This window comes from Kitasatospora sp. NPDC029312, from assembly GCF_055569215.1.
The window spans coordinates 123,887-139,162 of the sequence record NZ_JBVHXY010000012.1; the positions used below are offsets into that span (position 1 = coordinate 123,887).

General features: G+C 75.1%; 17 protein-coding genes. 12 read left to right on the forward strand and 5 right to left on the reverse strand.

Annotated features, from left to right (window positions below):
- The first annotated feature begins 76 nt into the window (after positions 1-76).
- From ACZ4WV_RS13120 to ACZ4WV_RS13140, 5 genes are read left to right on the forward strand one after another with little or no spacing between them, the layout of a single operon-like run.
- Positions 77-1,327 carry a zinc-dependent alcohol dehydrogenase gene (locus ACZ4WV_RS13120; RefSeq protein ID WP_465745856.1) on the forward strand — a complete coding sequence of 417 codons (1,251 nt, stop codon included), beginning with the start codon at positions 77-79 and terminating at the stop codon, positions 1,325-1,327.
- Positions 1,324-2,682 carry an MFS transporter gene (locus ACZ4WV_RS13125; RefSeq protein ID WP_465745858.1) on the forward strand — a complete coding sequence of 453 codons (1,359 nt, stop codon included), beginning with the start codon at positions 1,324-1,326 and terminating at the stop codon, positions 2,680-2,682. Before ACZ4WV_RS13120 ends, ACZ4WV_RS13125 begins: the two co-directional genes overlap by 4 nt.
- Entirely contained in the window at positions 2,669-3,991 is a 1,323-nt protein-coding gene (locus tag ACZ4WV_RS13130; RefSeq protein WP_465745860.1) for an amylo-alpha-1,6-glucosidase, read from the forward strand. The genes ACZ4WV_RS13125 and ACZ4WV_RS13130 overlap by 14 nt, the downstream gene beginning before the upstream one ends.
- Before the next feature lie 2 nt (positions 3,992-3,993).
- Positions 3,994-4,956: a Gfo/Idh/MocA family protein gene (locus tag ACZ4WV_RS13135; RefSeq protein WP_465745862.1), complete on the forward strand. Its 963-nt coding sequence runs from the start codon at positions 3,994-3,996 to the stop codon at positions 4,954-4,956.
- The gene (locus tag ACZ4WV_RS13140; RefSeq protein WP_465745864.1) at positions 4,953-5,192 is read left to right on the forward strand and encodes a hypothetical protein; all 240 of its coding nucleotides are present in this window, start codon (positions 4,953-4,955) and stop codon (positions 5,190-5,192) included. Before ACZ4WV_RS13135 ends, ACZ4WV_RS13140 begins: the two co-directional genes overlap by 4 nt.
- 57 nt (positions 5,193-5,249) lie before the next feature.
- Here the strand turns inward: ACZ4WV_RS13140 and ACZ4WV_RS13145 are convergent, their stop codons facing one another.
- Positions 5,250-6,038 carry an alpha/beta fold hydrolase gene (locus ACZ4WV_RS13145; RefSeq protein WP_465745866.1) on the reverse strand — a complete coding sequence of 263 codons (789 nt, stop codon included), beginning with the start codon at positions 6,036-6,038 and terminating at the stop codon, positions 5,250-5,252.
- 161 nt (positions 6,039-6,199) lie between these two features.
- Between ACZ4WV_RS13145 and ACZ4WV_RS13150 the strand changes: the two genes are divergently transcribed.
- Positions 6,200-7,096 (forward strand): LysR family transcriptional regulator, encoded by an 897-nt coding sequence (locus ACZ4WV_RS13150; RefSeq protein ID WP_465745868.1) that lies wholly within the window; start codon positions 6,200-6,202, stop codon positions 7,094-7,096.
- Positions 7,097-7,131: 35 nt separating this feature from the next.
- Here ACZ4WV_RS13150 and ACZ4WV_RS13155 read toward each other — a convergent pair whose 3' ends face one another.
- Complete coding sequence (locus ACZ4WV_RS13155; RefSeq protein WP_465745870.1) at positions 7,132-7,860, reverse strand: SDR family oxidoreductase; 729 nt, start codon at positions 7,858-7,860, stop codon at positions 7,132-7,134.
- A 161-nt stretch (positions 7,861-8,021) separates the two neighbouring features.
- On the opposite strand from ACZ4WV_RS13155, the gene ACZ4WV_RS13160 reads away from it, so the two are divergent.
- From ACZ4WV_RS13160 to ACZ4WV_RS13180, 5 genes are all read left to right on the forward strand, one after another.
- Positions 8,022-9,080 carry an Lrp/AsnC family transcriptional regulator gene (locus tag ACZ4WV_RS13160; protein WP_465745872.1) on the forward strand — a complete coding sequence of 353 codons (1,059 nt, stop codon included), beginning with the start codon at positions 8,022-8,024 and terminating at the stop codon, positions 9,078-9,080.
- A gap of 188 nt (positions 9,081-9,268) precedes the next feature.
- Positions 9,269-9,994: a response regulator transcription factor gene (locus ACZ4WV_RS13165; RefSeq protein ID WP_465745874.1), complete on the forward strand. Its 726-nt coding sequence runs from the start codon at positions 9,269-9,271 to the stop codon at positions 9,992-9,994.
- A gap of 8 nt (positions 9,995-10,002) precedes the next feature.
- On the forward strand, positions 10,003-11,526 hold the full coding sequence (locus ACZ4WV_RS13170; protein ID WP_465745876.1) for a sensor histidine kinase: 1,524 nt from the start codon (positions 10,003-10,005) through the stop codon (positions 11,524-11,526).
- Between the two features lie 146 nt (positions 11,527-11,672).
- Positions 11,673-12,146, forward strand: coding sequence for a hypothetical protein (locus ACZ4WV_RS13175; protein WP_465745878.1), 474 nt, complete (start codon positions 11,673-11,675; stop codon positions 12,144-12,146).
- On the forward strand, positions 12,143-12,340 hold the full coding sequence (locus tag ACZ4WV_RS13180; protein ID WP_465745880.1) for a hypothetical protein: 198 nt from the start codon (positions 12,143-12,145) through the stop codon (positions 12,338-12,340). Before ACZ4WV_RS13175 ends, ACZ4WV_RS13180 begins: the two co-directional genes overlap by 4 nt.
- Before the next feature lie 85 nt (positions 12,341-12,425).
- On the opposite strand, the gene ACZ4WV_RS13185 is transcribed toward ACZ4WV_RS13180, so the two are convergent.
- The 3 genes from ACZ4WV_RS13185 to ACZ4WV_RS13195 all read right to left on the reverse strand — a co-directional run bounded on the left by ACZ4WV_RS13185 (position 12,426) and on the right by ACZ4WV_RS13195 (position 14,472).
- Positions 12,426-13,307 carry a hypothetical protein gene (locus ACZ4WV_RS13185; protein ID WP_465745882.1) on the reverse strand — a complete coding sequence of 294 codons (882 nt, stop codon included), beginning with the start codon at positions 13,305-13,307 and terminating at the stop codon, positions 12,426-12,428.
- Positions 13,308-13,454: 147 nt separating this feature from the next.
- Positions 13,455-13,757 carry a hypothetical protein gene (locus tag ACZ4WV_RS13190; protein ID WP_465745884.1) on the reverse strand — a complete coding sequence of 101 codons (303 nt, stop codon included), beginning with the start codon at positions 13,755-13,757 and terminating at the stop codon, positions 13,455-13,457.
- 106 nt (positions 13,758-13,863) lie between these two features.
- Positions 13,864-14,472: a hypothetical protein gene (locus ACZ4WV_RS13195; protein ID WP_465745886.1), complete on the reverse strand. Its 609-nt coding sequence runs from the start codon at positions 14,470-14,472 to the stop codon at positions 13,864-13,866.
- Between the two features lie 284 nt (positions 14,473-14,756).
- On the opposite strand from ACZ4WV_RS13195, the gene ACZ4WV_RS13200 reads away from it, so the two are divergent.
- Positions 14,757-15,251 carry a hypothetical protein gene (locus tag ACZ4WV_RS13200; RefSeq protein WP_465745888.1) on the forward strand — a complete coding sequence of 165 codons (495 nt, stop codon included), beginning with the start codon at positions 14,757-14,759 and terminating at the stop codon, positions 15,249-15,251.
- The last annotated feature ends 25 nt before the right edge of the window (positions 15,252-15,276 follow it).

The window sequence follows — 15,276 nt, forward strand, 5'->3', positions numbered from 1 at the left end:
CGCCCGGGCGGATTTCAGTGACGTCGAATTCCGCGCAGCTGAGCAGGTGAAAGGGAAAGCCGTGTACGCGTATCTGATGACCTCCCCCGGGGAGCTCATTCGTACCACCGTGCCCGACCCGGAATTCCGGGATGACGAAATCCTGTTGGAGACCGAGGCGGTGTCCATCTGCTCGACCGACGTCTCGTACTTCCGTGGCCACCTCTTTCCGGACGCCTGGCCGATCATTCCCGGCCACGAGTACGTCGGCCGGGTCGTCGAGGTCGGGAAGCGGCTGCGGAACGACGTGCGCCCGGGCGACCGGGTGACGTACTGGGGGCAGACCGACTTCGGCGGGATGGCCGAGTACCGGGCGCTGCGGCCGCTGTTCCCGGGCCGGCGCGGCGTCGAGACGGCGTGGTACACCGCGCGCAACTTCTACGACGCCGACCAGGCCGCCGCCGTGGTCCTGCCGGCGACGGTGCCCTCCGACCTCGCCTCGGTGATCGAACCGCTCACCTCGGTCCTGCGCTCGCTGCTGCTCAACCCTCCGAAGCCCGGCGACACCTGTGTCGTCCTCGGCTGCGGGCCCAGTGCCCAACTGGCCGTCCAGGTCCTCGACCGCCACCTCGGCGCGGGCCCGATCACCGTGCTCGACCGCAACGACGACCGGATGGCCATCGCCCTGCGCCACGGGGCCTCGCACGCCTTCAACACCGAGACCCAGGCGGCGGAGCTGGAGGCGTACGTCCGGGAGTACCACGACCAGTACGCCGACTACGTGTTCGACGCCCTGCCCCACATCGCTGCGCCGGGCGGCCACGCGGACGGCGGGGACACGGGCGCGGGCAAGGACATCCGCGAGCTCGCGATGGGACTGCTGCGCCCCGGCGGGGCCTACGTCATCTACGGTGCGACGGCCGTCCCGCAGCGGTTGAACACCTGGATGATCCTGGCCAAGGGGCTGAAGCTGCTGTCCACCCCGTTCGACGTGCGCTCGTTCCCCATGGCCCGCTCCGCCCATGTCACCGGCGTGGCGCTGCGGCTCGTCGAATCGGGCCTGATCGATCCCGCCCCGCTGATCACCTCACGGGTCTTACTCAGCGACGAGGCCACCGTCCGCGAGGCCTTCACCGGCTACAGCCGGGGGGCCTCGATGAAGACCTCCATGCTCTCCCCGTCCGCGCTGCTGGAGCACGTGCGGCGCACGGCCGGCTCCGCCGGCGCCCCCGTACCCGCCCCCGCCGACGCATCCGTCCCCTCCCCCGCCGGCGCCCCCGGCTCCGAGGGGCCCGCCCCCACCCTCACCCCCGGCGCCTTCGCCGAGCAGGCCGGGATCCCCGGGTGAGCGCGACCGACGCGCGGGTCCTCCCGGACCACCCGGACCACCCGGACCACCGGGCCCCCGCGTTCGTCCGGGACCGGCTGACCACCATGGCCTACGGGGGCCTGGCCGTCTACGCGTACCTCCTGTACGCGCTGGGCCCGTTGCTGCCGCTGCTGCGCCGGGACCTGCGCCTCGGCTACACGATGATGAGCCTGCACTCCACGGCCTTCGCGGCCGGCGCGATCCTCACCAACCTGCTCTTCCGCCGGGCCCGGCGGCGGCTCGAGCACCGGCCGCTGTTCTGGTCCGCCCTCGGGGCGCTGGCCCTGGGCGCCCTCCTGCTGGCGACGGGCCCCACGGCGGCGGCGACCCTGAGCGCGGCCGCCGTGGGCGGCGTCGGCGGCTCGCTGCTGCAGACCACGGCCCTGGCGGTGCTGGCCGAACACCACGGCGGGCACGACTCCCTCCGGGCGCGGGCCCTGGTCGAGGCCAACGCGGCCGCCAGCGTCAGCGCGCTGGCCGCGCCCCTGCTCATCAGCGGCCTCGAAGGGGCCGGCGCGTCCTGGACCTGGAGCCTGCTCGTCCCCGCCCTCGCCGCCGGGGTGATGTACCCCGTCTTCCGCACCGAGCCGCTGCGGCCCCGCACCGCGCCCGCCCCCGACGCCGCCCGCGGCCCGGCGGAGCACGGCCGGCTGCCCGCCGTCTTCTGGCTCCGCGCCGCCCTGTGCGGCGGCGTGGTCGGGTTCGAGTTCTGCCTCGCGTACTACGCCTCACCCGAGCTCACCAGTGTCACCAGTCTGACGGTTGGGCAGGCCTCAGCGGCGCTCGCCCTGTTCTACGGCGGTGAACTGGTGGGCCGGCTGGCCGGGAGCCGGCTGGCCGCCGGCTCGCGCCCCGCCGGCACGGCTCCGCTGCTGGTGGCCGCCGCGCTGGCCCTCACCGCCGCCGGGTTCCTCGTCCTGTGGCTCGCCACCACCCCCGGGCCGGCCCTGGCGGGCCTGGCCCTCAGCGGGCTCGGCGTCGCCAACCTCTTCCCGCTCACCCTCTCGCTGGCCGTGAGCGCCGCCCCCGGCCGGACCGACCAGGCCACGGCCCGCGTCCAACTCCTGGTCAGCTCCTGCATCATGCTCGCCCCCCTGCTGCTCGGGGCGCTGTCCGACCGGCTCGGCGTCCGCTCCGCCTTCGGCCTCGCCGGGTGCCTGCTCCCGGTCGCCGCGCTGCTCCTCGCCGCCCAGCGGCGGCGCCGGCCGGCCGCCGCCCGGGCGCGGAGCGCCGCTCAGGGGCGCCGGCCCCGCACCGCACCCACGCCCGCCCTGCCCGCACGAGCGCGGCCCGCCGACGCATCCCCTGGAGTCACCGACCGTGTCGATCACTGAAAGCTCCGCCCGCGCGCGCGACACCCTCCTGCGCAACCACCGCAGCGGCTTCTCCCGGGCAGCGCAGCGCCCCTACGACTTCACCTGCCCCTCCCCGGACAGCTACCCCTTCCAGTGGGCCTGGGACAGCAGCTTCCACGCCATCGCCCTCGTCCACGTCGACACCCGCCGGGCCCGCGACGAGCTCCGCTCGCTGCTCAGCGCCGTCACCCCCACCGGGTTCCTGCCGCACATGGTGCTGTGGCAGGACGACCTGAGGCCCACCGCGACCGCGGACTTCCGGATCGACCTCTGGCAGGGCTGGCGCTCGGTGACCATCGCTCCCCCGGTCGTCGCCCGGGCCATCGAGCAGGTGTACCGGGCCACCGGGGACGAGCTGTGGCTGCGCCGCGTCCTGCCGCCCGCGCTGGCCTTCTTCGGCTGGCTCAGGCAGCACCGGACGAGCCCGGGCACCGGCCTGATCGAGATCTACCAGCCGGACGAGTCCGGCCTGGACAGCAGCCCCAAGTACGATGCCGCGCTCGGCATCGAGGCGGCCCCCGAAGCGGCCGTGCACGCCGCCTGGCACGGCGCGATGCGGTCCCTGATCGACGCCTACTCCTCCCCCGCCCGCACGCCCGAGAGCCCGTTGCGCGAGCGCAGGCTGTTCGTCTGGAACGACGTGCTGGTCAACACCGTCTACGCCGACGGGCTGGCCTGCCTGGCCCGCCTCGCGCACACCGCGGGGCTGGGCGGGCGCACGGCGGCCCGGTTGGCCGAGGAGTCCCGGGCGATCGGCGCCGCCCTGATGCGGCACTGCTGGGACGAGGTAACCGGCGCCTTCTACGATCTCGACCTCGTCGCGGGCAAACGCCGTGACCTGCTCACCGCCAGCTCGCTCCTGCCCATCCTCCTCGACTCGGTGCCGGCGCCGGCCGCGCGCCGGCTCGTCGAGGACCACCTGCTGAACGAGCGGGAGTTCTGGCGCTCCCATCCGATCCCCAGCGTCGCCGCCACCGAGCCGTCGTACGACCCGTCGTTCCGCACCGGGGCGATCTTCCGCGGCTCCAGCTGGGTCAACCTCAACTGGTACCTGTGCCAGGGCCTGCGCAGCCGCGGCTACCACGCCGAGGCCGACCTGCTCACGGCCCGCACCTGCGCGCTCGTCGCGGCCTCGGGCACCCGCGAGTGCTACAGCCCGGAGGACGCCACCGGGCACGGCGCGCAGTCCTTCGGCTGGAGCTCCCTCGTCCTGGACCTGGCCGCCACCACCACCGCCACGGCCACCACCACCGCCAGGGCCACCGCCGCCGCACAGGAGGAGCACTGACCATGGCCAACTGGGGATTCCTCGGGGCCGGTTCGATCGCCGCCTCCAGCCTGGCACCGGCCGTGCACGCGGCCGACGGGCCCAGGCTGCACGCCGTGGCCGCGAGCGACGCCCGGCGCGCCCGGGCGCTCGACCCCGTGCGGGTGTACACCCGCTACGAGGACCTGCTGCACGACCGCGAGATCGACGTCGTCTACATCGCGCTCCACAACAGCGCCCACCGCCCCTGGGTGGAACGCGCCCTGCGCGCGGGCAAGCACGTGCTGTGCGAGAAGCCGCTCGGGCTGACCGCCGCCGAGGTCACCGCGATGGCCGACACCGCCCGCGAGAGCGGCCGGCTCCTCGTCGAGGCGGCGTGGAACCGCTGGCACCCCCGCACCCGGGACCTGGAAACGCTGATCACCCGCGGCGCGATAGGAGCCGTCCACACCGTCACGGCCCGCTTCGACGGCCTCGCCCCCGCGGCCGGCAACTACCGCCTCGACGCCGCCCTCGGCGGCGGCGCCCTCTACGACGTGGGCTACTACGCCGTCTCCGCGGCGCTGGCCGCCTTCGGCTGGCAGAGCCCTCGGGTGGTACGGGCCGAGCAGGACTTCTGGCGGCCCGGCTCCGCCGACTCGGCCACCGACATCCTGCTCGAGTTCCCCGGCCGCGGTACGGCCGACGTCGGCTGCTCACTGGTCGGCGGCGCGTGCGAGACGTTCACGGTCGAGGGCAGCACGGGCTCCATCACCCTCTCCCCGCCGGCCTTCTGCGCCGGCGCGGCCCCCAGCGCCCTCACCGCCAGCGGCGACGCCCGGCAGCGGCACTACCCGTCCGTGGACCCCTACCGCCGCATGGTGGAGTCGGTGGACGCGGCGGTGCACGGCGACACCCGCGCCCACCTGGTACCGCTGGACCAGTCCCGTCTCATCGCCGCGACGCTGGACGCCGTCCGGGAACACCTCGCAGCGGCGGCGGTGTGACGGGCGATCAGTTACGGTGTGCAGTCGCCGGGCTCGGCCGAGGTGACAGCCACCGGGCCAAGGTCGACGCCGTGGCCGGCGGACAGCGCGAGGGCCGCATCGACCCGAAGGTACCGGCGGTGGACCTGTTCGCCATCGTCCTGCGGATCACCGAGAGCTGGCTGGACGCACCGCCCGCCCTGGCCGCCGGCGCCCCGGTCGGCCCGCGCTCATCCGAGCGGTCCGCGGGCCCGTGACGGAGACCCGGCCTCGGTTGCCCCCGGGGCGTTCGTCGCCGGCGGCCGCCCCGGGCGTCACGCCGCGACCGGGGCCATCCGGGCCAGGACGGCGCGCAGGACGGTGTTGAAGGCGTCCGGGCGTTCCTGGTGGGGCATGTGGGCGGCGGCCTCGATGACGTGGAGTTCGCCGTGCGGGGCGAGGGCGGCCAGGGTCTTCGACACCTCGAGCGGGATCTCGGTGTCGTGGCGTCCGTGGATGAAGGCGGCGGGGACGGCGAGGCGGGGCAGGGCGGGCCGTGGGTCGTAGCTCTGGCACTCGGTGAAGATGGCGTCGATGAAGACGCCCGAGTCGAGGAGTTGGCGGATGGTCCAGTCGACCTGGGCCCGACTGGCCGTGGGGCCGTACCAGTTGGGCACCCAGTCGGCGAAGGTCCCGGCCCGGTCGGCGGCGAGGTCGGCGATCAGGGCGTCGAGCTGCGGGGCCATGCCCCGGCTGGGCCAGTAACCGGGGCCGTCCACCGAGACCAGGCCGCCGATCCGCTCGGGCTCGGCCAGGGCGGCTTCCAGGGCGAAGGTGGCGCCGACCGAACTGCCCACCAGGACGGGGCGTTCGAGGCCGAGGTGGGCGATGAGAGCCAGCAGGTCGGCGACGTTGCCGGCGGTGTCGTTGCCGTCCACCGGGTGGTCGGAGCGGCCGCAGCCGCGCCAGTCGACGGTGACGGTGCGGTGGTCCCGTGCCAGGTCGGCGACCTGGGCGCGCCAGGCCCGGCCGCTGGTGCCCCACCCGTGCAGGAAGACCAGCGGGCGGCCGCTGCCGTGGTCCTCGTGGTAGAGGTCGATCCCGTTGACGTGCGCGAACGGCATGAGGTTCTCCTCGATTCCCCTTGTGCCACCGGTGCGGTGGCGCAGGACCCATCACACCGGGCCGGCCGGTGGGGACCAAGGAGCGTTCCGCACCTACACTGATCAGCGATCGTGATGAATCGCCGGGGGTCGGCCGGGGCGTTGACGAGCGGGGGGCGTGGGTGGAACTGCGGCAGGTCCGGTACTTCCTCGCGGTCGCCGAGGAACTGCACTTCGGCCGCGCCGCCGAGCGCATGCACATCGTGCAGTCCGCCGTCAGTCAGCAGATCCGGCGCCTGGAACGGGAGTTGGGCGTCGACCTGTTCGACCGCACGACGCGCAGCGTGACGCTGACGGCGGCCGGCAGCGTCTTCGTGGACCGGGCCCGGGCCCTCGTCGCCGCCGAACGGGCCGCGCTGGAGGCGATCGCGGCGCTGCGCGCCGAGGCCTGCGCGGGAGTTGCCGTGCTGCGCATTGGCACCAACGTCGGCCTCGGTGCGCGGCTCGAACGGCTGCTGGACCGGCTGGGACACCGGGCACCGGACCTCGCCGTCGAACTGGTCAGCGCCGCGCCGGCGGACCGCCTCCAGCGCGTGCGCGACGGCGAGCTCGACGCGGCGTTCGTGCGCGGCGTCTCCCGCAGCCCGGGGCTGGAGCTGGTGCCGCTGTGGCGGGAGCGGTTCGTGGTGGCCCTGCCCGCCGGGCACGCGCTCGCCGCGCACGAGGCCGTCCGCCTCGCGGACCTGGCCGGGATGCCGCTGCGGATCGCCCCGCGGGAGGCCAACCCGCACCTCGTGGACCTGGTCCTCGACGCCTGCCGCGCCGCCGGGTTCGAGCCCGTCCTCGGCCCCGCGTTCACCACCGACCAGGACACCCTCGCCGCGATCGGCGCCGGCGGCACCCACTGGACGGTCTTCTACGCGAGCCAGGCCGAGGTCCTGCCGACGATCCGCACCGTCTTCCGGCCCCTCGCCGACCCGCACGCCCCGACCATGCCCACCTACCTCGCCGTCCGCCCCGACGCACCCGCCCGCGCCCTCGCGCCCCTCCTCGACGCGTGCCGTGACGTCGCGGACTAGGGATCGCGGCCGCCGGGCGGGGGCGGCCGGTGCGGCTACCAGGGAACGGTCCGGCCCTGGTAGTCGAGGAACCGCACGCCGGGGGTGCCGAACTGAGCGAGCATGACGTCCACCAGCCGGGGGACGCTGTCCTCGATGCCCAGGGGGGCGTCCGCCCCTCCCAGGTCCGTGCGGACCCAGCCGGGGGCCATGACCAGCAGTGTGCGGGCCGGTTCGGGCTGGCGGACCGCGAAGCTGCGCATGAACTGGTTCAGGGCCGCCTTGCTGCCTCGGTAGACCTCTCGCCGGCCGGTCTCGTTGTTGGCGATGCTGCCCTGGCCGGAGGACATCGCACCGATCAGGCCGGTCGGGGTGACGAGGTCCTGCAGGGATTCGATGACGCGCATCGGGCTCAGCGCGTTGGTGAGCATGACGTCGTTGAACTCCTCGGTGGTGACCTCGCCGATCGGGACGTGTTCGTTCCGGGTGGTGATTCCGGCGTTGACGAACAGCAGGTCCAGTGCGCGGCCGTCCAGGCGCCTGCGCAGGGCCGCGATCTGCTCCGGCTCGTTGATGTCCAGCGTTTCGATCTCCACCCTGGCGCGGGCGGTGTCGGCGAGTTCGTGGAGCCTGGTCCTCGCGGATGTCGCGCTGTCCGGCCGGACCGTGCCGATGACGTGCCATCCCCGGTGGAGGAACTGCTCGGCGACGGCGTGGCCCAGTCCGCGGCCGGCGGCGACGATCAAAGCGGTCGGGGGCGTTGCGTTCGAGGGGGAAACAGACACAGGCGGGAGTCCTTCGGTGGGTCGTCGCTGCCGAGCGGCCGGGATGCGCGGACGGGCGGGCCCGGTTCGCGGCTCCCGGCTCCTTCGGCCGTACTCGGCAAGCCTCGGCCACGCGCAGTGCGCGGCGGCCCGGAAATCGCGCTTTCTGTAGCATGAGCGCCATGTCACGCGCCGAGATCGCCGATTCCGGCATTCTGGAGCCGGACGATGTGCGAATCCTTCGCGCTCTTCAGATCGATCCACGGGTGGGGTTCGCGACCGTGGCGGCGGTCCTCGGGCTTTCCGAGCCGACCGTGGCCCGCCGCTACCGCCGGATGCGCCGGGCCGGGGCGATCCGGGTGATCGGGGTCGTCGATCCTGGAGCGCTCGGGCAGAGCCGGTGGATGGTGCGCCTGCGCTGCCGGCCCGGCGGCGCGGCGGCGATCGCCGAGGCACTCGCGCGACGCGAGGACGTCAGCTGGGTCGCGCTGAACGCCGTCGGCTCCGAGGTGACCTGCGCCGTGCGCTCGCGGTCGCCGGAGCAGCGCGATGACCTGCTCGGGCGCCGGCTGCCCCGCGCCGCCGCGGTGCTGGACGTCCAGGCGTCAGTGCTGCTGCGCCAGTTCGTCGGCGGACGCGGGCACTACTGGGCCGCACTCGCCGGAACGCTGACCCCCGCGCAGGAGTCCGCCCTGGGGCCGGGCGGCAGCCCGTTCGTCGAACGGCCGGTCGTCCGGAACCAGCCGTCGCCGCTCAGCGCCGAGGACGAGAAACTGCTGGCGGCCCTGGCCGCCGACGGACGGGCCAGCCTCGTCCAACTGGCGGCCGCGGCCGACCTGACGCCCGGCCGGGTGTCCCGTCGCCTGAGCGCGCTGATCTCCGGTGGAGTGGTCCACATCGACGTGGAGATCGCCCCGGTGGCCCTGGGGTACCGGGCCCGGGCGGTCCTGTGGATGCGGGCCCACCCGGGCCGGATCAAGGCCGTGGGGCGGGCCATGGCGCAGATGCCCGAGGTGGGATTCGCCGCCGCCGTGTCCGGACCGTACAACCTCCAGGCCGTCGTGCAGTGCCGCGATCTCGACGAGCTGTTCGAGTTCACCACCGAGCGCCTCGGCACCCTGCCCGGTGTCGAGGGCATGGAGATCAGTCCCGTCTTCCGCCAGGTCAAGCAGGCCGGGACGCGAGTGGACGGCGACCGCCTGACCGACCCGCCGGGCGAGGACGGGCCCGGCCGCCGCTGACGCCCGCGACGGACCGGGGCCAGAGGTGGGGAGGGGGCCAGGGGTGGGGCGGGGGATCTTCGTACGAGCCGCCCTCGCCGACCGGGCTCCGGAGGGCCGGGCCTTCCGCCTCCTTTTCACGGCACCCCCGCGGCGGCCGGGAAGGAACGTGTGAGAGAGTCGGCGGCCCGAAATGCGAGGAGGAGCCGGTGCACGGCAACGGGCCTGGAGGCGCGGACGGTCCCGGGGCCGGCCGGGTCCTGGTGGTGGACGACGACGCGGCGATCCGGCGCACCCTGGAACGCGGCCTGCGGCTGAGCGGGTTCGCCGTCGCGCTGGCCGAGGACGGCGAGACGGCGCTCGCCCGCCTGCGGGCCGCCGCGACGGACGTCCTGGTGCTCGACGTCTCGATGCCCGGCCTCAGCGGCGCCGAGGTCTGCCGGATCCTGCGGGCCCGGGGTGACGACATCCCCGTTCTGATGCTGTCGGCGCTGGACGAGCCCGCCGACCGGGTGGCGGGCCTGCAGGCCGGCGCGGACGACTACCTGGTGAAGCCGTTCGCCCTGGAGGAGCTGGTGCTGCGGCTGCGCGCCCTGTTGCGCCGCCGCCCGCCGCAGCCCGCCGACCGGGTGCTGGCCGGCCCGCTGGTGATCGACCCGGCGACCCGGCAGGCCCACCTCGACGGGCTCGAACTGCGGCTCACCCGGCGCGAGTTCGAGCTGCTCACGCAACTCGCCAGGAACGCCGGCATCGTGCTGTCCCGGGAGCTGCTGCTGGAACGGGTCTGGGGGTACGACTTCGAGGTGCGCAGCGACGCCGTGGACACCTTCGTCAGCTACCTGCGGCGCAAGCTGGAGGCCGGGGGCCGGCCCCGGTTGGTCCACACCGTCCGGGGGGTCGGATTCGTGCTGCGGCTGCCCGGCGGGAACGGGTAGCGGGCGCCGTGCGACTGTCCACCCGGATCGCCCTGTGGTCCGCCGTCGTGGTGCCGCTGCTGGTGGTGCTGGCCGGGCTGCTGCTGGTGCCGCTGGTCGGCCGGGACCTGCGGCACCAGCAGGACGCCCGGTTGGCCGACCGGGCGGCCGCCGTCCTGCCGAGCGTGCGCACCCTGGTGGCCGACGACACCCGGGGCCGGCCCAAGGCCGAGCAGAACCAGCAGCGCAAGGTGCTGGACGCCGCCCTGGACTCGGGCGTGCGGGTCGCCGCCCAGGACGGCACCGTGCTGCTGGTGGGCGGCCCGCAGCCGGTCGACGACCGGGCCCTGCCCACCGCCCCGGGCGGGCCGGTCACCGTCCGCGATCACGGGGCGGTGTGGCGGGTGCTGACCGTCCGCGTCTCCGGCGGCGGGGCGGGCGGCGGGACGCTGTGGGTCAGCGAGCCCGGCGGCCTGGCGGGCAGCCAGACGGCGACGGTGCGCCGGCGGGTCCTGCTCGTGGCGGCGGTCTCGGCGCCGGTCGCCGCGCTGATCGGTTTCGCCCTCGCCGAGCGCGCCACCGCACCGCTGCGCCGGCTCAGCCGCCGCGCCTCGGAGCTCGACCCGGCCGTCTCCCCCGCCGGCGGCGGCGAGCCGGACGGCGGTGGCGAGCCCGGCGGTGTGGCGCGCACGGGCGGCGGCGCGCGCTTCGCGGCGGAGCGCAGCGGCACCGTCGAGGTGGACGAACTCGCCGCCGCTCTGGCCCTGTTGCTCTCCCGTTACGACGAGCAGGCGCTGCGCACCGCGCAGGCGCTGGAGACCGCGCGCTCGTTCTCGGTCGCCGCCTCGCACGAGCTGCGGACGCCGCTGATGAGTCTGGGCACCAACCTGGACGTGCTGGCCGCCCACCAGGACCTCCCGGCCGGTGAACGGGCGGAGATCGTCGCCGAGTTGCGCGAGGACCACGCCCGGCTGCTGGACCTGCTCACCGCGCTCGCCACGCTGGCCCGCGGAGACCTCGTCGAGGTCGACTCCTTCGGCCCGGTCGACCTCGCCGAACTCACCGACGCGGCCGCTGCCGAGGCCCGGCGCCGGCACCCCGCGGCCGAGTTCACCGTCGAACTCCCGCCGGAGCTGCGGTTGTTCGGGTGGGAGTCGGGCCTTCGGATGATGCTCGTCAACCTGCTGGTCAACGCCGCCGTGCACGGGCGCGGCGGCGCGCAGCGGAGGGAGCCGGCCCGGGTGAGCGTCCGGCTGGTCCCGGCCGGGCCGGTCGCGCTGCTCACCGTCGACGACGCCGGGCCGGGCGTGCCCCCGGGCGAGCGCGAGGCGGTCTTCCACCGCTTCCACCGCCGGCGCGACAGTCCGGGCTCAGGGCTCGGGCTCACGCTGGTCGCCCAGCAGGCGGCACTGCACCGGGGCACCGTCCGGATCACCGATCCGCCGGGCGGCACCGGATGCCGGGTGGAGGTGCGCCTGCCACTGCCCGACGCCGACGCACCGACCCTCCGGCTCCCGGCCCGGCGGGACTGGATCACGGGCGAGCAGCGCTGAACGCCGCTCCCGGCCCGGCGCCCCGCGGCCCCGCGTTTCACAGGGATTCCACAAGAAGCCGTCCTACGCTCCCGGCGACCGGGCCGCAGCGGGCCCGCAACCGCCGGCCCGGTCCCGCAGACCGTCCACGGCAGAAAGGGACGCCCATGTCCGTCAACCGCACCTCCGCCCACCGCACCTCCGTCCGCCGCGGGGCCGTCAGCCGCAGGGCCGCCGCGCTGGGCGCCCTGGCCCTGGCCGGCTCGCTGCTCGCCGCCGTCCCCGCCCAGGCGGACGGGACGGGCGGCTCGCCGTCCACCGCCCCGTCCGCCTCGTCGGCCGGGTCCACGCCCACGGGCGACGGCGCGAAGGGCGTCTGCAAGCGGCTGCCGAAGACCGAGCAGCACGTCACCACGGCGCTCGCCCGGCTGAACGGCGACGCCGCGGTCGCGGGCTCGGTCGCCCGCCTCCAGCAGCGGGTCGACAACGCCAAGGCCGCCGGCCACCCGGAGATCGAGAAGCTCCTCAACGACCGTCTCACCGCCCGCAAGAGCCTGGTCACCACCCTGCAGACCCGCCAGAGCGACCTCGGCTCCGTCGCCACCTGGTGCGCCGCCCACGGCCAGGGCACCTCCCGGTGAGCCGCCGCCCGCGCGCCGTCCTCGCGGCCCTGGTCCTCGCCGGGGCCGCCCTGCTGACCGCCTGCGGCCCGGCCGGGCACCCGGCCCCCGGCGCCGCCGACACCGGCCAGGTGCAGGACATGCAGCACAAGCTCGACGCCGCCGACAGCGCTGCCGGCCAAGCCGACACCGACACAGCGGCCGACGGCAACTGACGCGCCGACCGCTCGCCGACCCGCTCGGCGAGCGGTTTCCGCTCTCTCGCCCGACCGGCCGCGCGTGGCCGTGCGCGACCGGCCCTCAGGCCCCGGCGGCGGACTGTTCGGCGTCCCCGAAGCGGGCCAGGGTCAGGGCGCCGGCCACGGCGGCCACGAAGCCCAGCGCGGCGACCGGGGTCAGGCCGTGCCGGGTGTGGTCGCCGAGGACGAGCACCCCGACCACCGCCGGGCCGAGCGTCTCCCCCAGCACCATCGCGGCCGTCGCGGACGTCACCGACCCGTGCTGCATCGCCCAGGTCAGCGCGGCGAAGCCGCCGATCCCCGCCACGGCGACCGCGTACGCCGAAGGCTCGGCCAGCAGCTGCGGCAGCCTCGGTTGCGGCAGCACCCGCACCGCCACCCCGATGACCCCGAACTGCAGGCCCGCCACCAGCCCCAGCAGCGGAGCGCGGCGGGCCCTGCCGTACCGGACCGCCGCCCAGCCCGCGCCGAGCAGGGCCACCGCGACGAGCAGCACGCCCAGCCGCAGCGCGTCGTCCCCCCGGCCGTGGCCGTCCCGCCCGGCGGTGAGCGCCAGCAGCAGCAGTCCCGCGCACACCGCCGCCACCCCGGCCCACTCGCTGCGGCGCAGCCGCACCCGCAGCACGCGGGCCGCCCCGACGGCCGTCACCGCGAGCGCGGAGGCCATCGCCGCCTCGACCTCGTAGAGCGGCAGGCGCTCCAGGGCGACCAGTTCGGCGGCGAAGCCGCACACGTCCATCCCCACGCCCGCCAGGAAGGGCCACTGGCGCAGTGCCCCGGCCAATGCCGCGGCCTCCCCCGTCCGCTCCCCCGTCCGCTCGCCCGCCGGCTCGCCCGCCCGCGGGCTCGCGCCGGCGGCCCGCCGGGCGCCGACCGCCTGCAGCACGGTGGCCGACCCGGTGAGCAGCGCGGCCAGGAGGGCGGCGAGCAGGCCGATGAGCATGGCCCCGACGGTACGTCCGCGGTCGCCCGCACGATCGCCTGGCACGCCGTCGCGCCCGCGCCCCGGCCGGCCGCCACCCCTGGATCGGTCTCGGGCTCGGGGCTGTGGCGGCGAGGGGGCGCGGGCGCCCGTTGGGGCGGGCCGGCCTCAGCCCTGGAGGGACCATTCGTTGATCACGTCGAGGTTGCGGAACACCGGCGGCCCTTCGCACAGGGCCGCGACCCGGGCGGCGAAGTCCGCCGTCTCCGGACGGTCGGAGTTCTCCATCGCCTGATCGAAGGAGGGGAACTCCACGATGTTCAGGTACACGTTCTCGCGGTCGCGGTCACGGGTTTGCACGGCCCGGGTCGCCAGCTGGTGGCCCGCGTTCTGCTCGACCCAGCTGTCGAGCAGGGCGTTGAACTCGTCGATGCGACTCGTCTGGTACTCGATGATCTGGATGAAGCTCACGTCAGGCTCCTCGACTCAGCAGCGGGCGGGCGGCTGAACACCCCTTCCAGCGTCGCCTCCGTACCCGCGCCCCGCAAAGGCAGCGCGGGGCCCGCTCAAGCGCTCGTCAGGGGGTGCCCAGGGTCGGCGGGCGGATCGCCTCGGGGAGGCCGACGGCGAGCACCGTGCCCTGGCTCTCCCGCCAGAACTGCAGCGAGTCACCTGCCTTCTTCTGCACCGGATCCGATTCCGGGATCCCCTCGATTCTGACCGCCATCGCCTTTTCGGAGCAGCCGACGGTGGCGAATTGGAAGGGCTCCAGGGGGGAGGTCGCCAGGGTGTATTTGCCCTGGAGGATTGTCCCGGGGAATTCCTGGTGGGCGTCCGAGGTACCGGTCCGGCCCGCCGGTCGGGGTGTTCCGAAGGAGGTCGGGGTGGTCGCCGTCGGCATGGCCGGTGAGTCCGGGAGGAGCGCGACCTGGCAGGCTCCGTCCCGCACCGAGAGGATCACGTCGGTACCCGAGATCGCGGCGACGCCGAGGATCTTGGCGGTCCCCTTGGCTGGTGGGGCGTCGATGCTGCGCTGGATCGCCTCGCCGGCGGACGTGGCGGCGAGCCCGTTCAGGGCCCAGGGGCCGTCCCCTTCCCGGGGTGGGGTGCCGCCCCCGGTGCAGGCGGTCGCGAGGGCGGCCGTGAGGAGGAGTACCGTGCCCGTGAACCGGCTGGATCGCCGCATGTGCCGAAGTCTCCCGGTCTGCCCAAGTCGCCCGGTGCATCCGGGGGTTGGAGTCAGGCTACCGGGTCTCGGTGATCTCCCGTGGGTGTCTGGCGGCCGGGGTGGTCGGGGGCGGCCGCTCCCGGCCGCCCGGGCCGCCGTTTCGGCATCGGCAGTGCCAGGCCGGGGCGGTCACGGTCGCGTTGAGCGGCCCGGCGCGGCTTCTCGGTGGCCGCCGGGTGGGTGGGCGGGTCTTCGGTTAGCGTCGGCCGTGGGGGTTCGGACGGTGGTCGGAGGTCGATGGCATGGCGACGGCGGCACTCACGCGGCTGGTGGACGGGTGGCGGCAGGCGGCGGACCGGCAGCTGACGCCGACCAAGCGGTCCCTGGTGGTGATGTGGGCGGCGTTCGGCACCACCTTCGGCACGGTGCGGCTCATCACGCACGGGATCAGGGGCGGCTGGCTGCCCTGGGGCAACGTCTCGGCCGGCGGGAAGCACCTGCACCACTACAACATCGGCATCGCGGCGCTGGCCGGGGTCGGCCTGGTGGCCGTCCGCGGTGACGAACAGGCGGTCGGCCACCCGGCGGTGGCCGCCGTCTACGGTGCGGGCGCGGCCCTGATCACCGACGAGTTCGCGCTGCTGCTGGACCTGCAGGACGTCTATTGGGCCAAGCAGGGCCGGGTGAGCGTCGACGTGTCGTTGTGCGTGCTCGCCGCGCTCGGCGGCTACCTGTCGGCCGCACCGTTCTGGCACGAGATCGTCCGGGTCACCCACCGCCGGCTGACGGCCGGGTGAGATCGCGTCGGCCGGGCGACGGCGG

Coding starts and splice junctions, on each gene's coding strand:
- ACZ4WV_RS13120 (WP_465745856.1), top strand. CDS start 77: ATGACCTCCCCCGGGGAGCTCATTCGTACCACCGTGCCCGACCCGGAA.
- ACZ4WV_RS13135 (WP_465745862.1), top strand. CDS start 3,994: ATGGCCAACTGGGGATTCCTCGGGGCCGGTTCGATCGCCGCCTCCAGC.
- ACZ4WV_RS13145 (WP_465745866.1), bottom strand. CDS start 6,038: ATGCCGTTCGCGCACGTCAACGGGATCGACCTCTACCACGAGGACCAC.
- ACZ4WV_RS13160 (WP_465745872.1), top strand. CDS start 8,022: ATGTCACGCGCCGAGATCGCCGATTCCGGCATTCTGGAGCCGGACGAT.
- ACZ4WV_RS13175 (WP_465745878.1), top strand. CDS start 11,673: ATGTCCGTCAACCGCACCTCCGCCCACCGCACCTCCGTCCGCCGCGGG.
- ACZ4WV_RS13185 (WP_465745882.1), bottom strand. CDS start 13,307: ATGCTCATCGGCCTGCTCGCCGCCCTCCTGGCCGCGCTGCTCACCGGG.
- ACZ4WV_RS13195 (WP_465745886.1), bottom strand. CDS start 14,472: ATGCGGCGATCCAGCCGGTTCACGGGCACGGTACTCCTCCTCACGGCC.
- ACZ4WV_RS13200 (WP_465745888.1), top strand. CDS start 14,757: ATGGCGACGGCGGCACTCACGCGGCTGGTGGACGGGTGGCGGCAGGCG.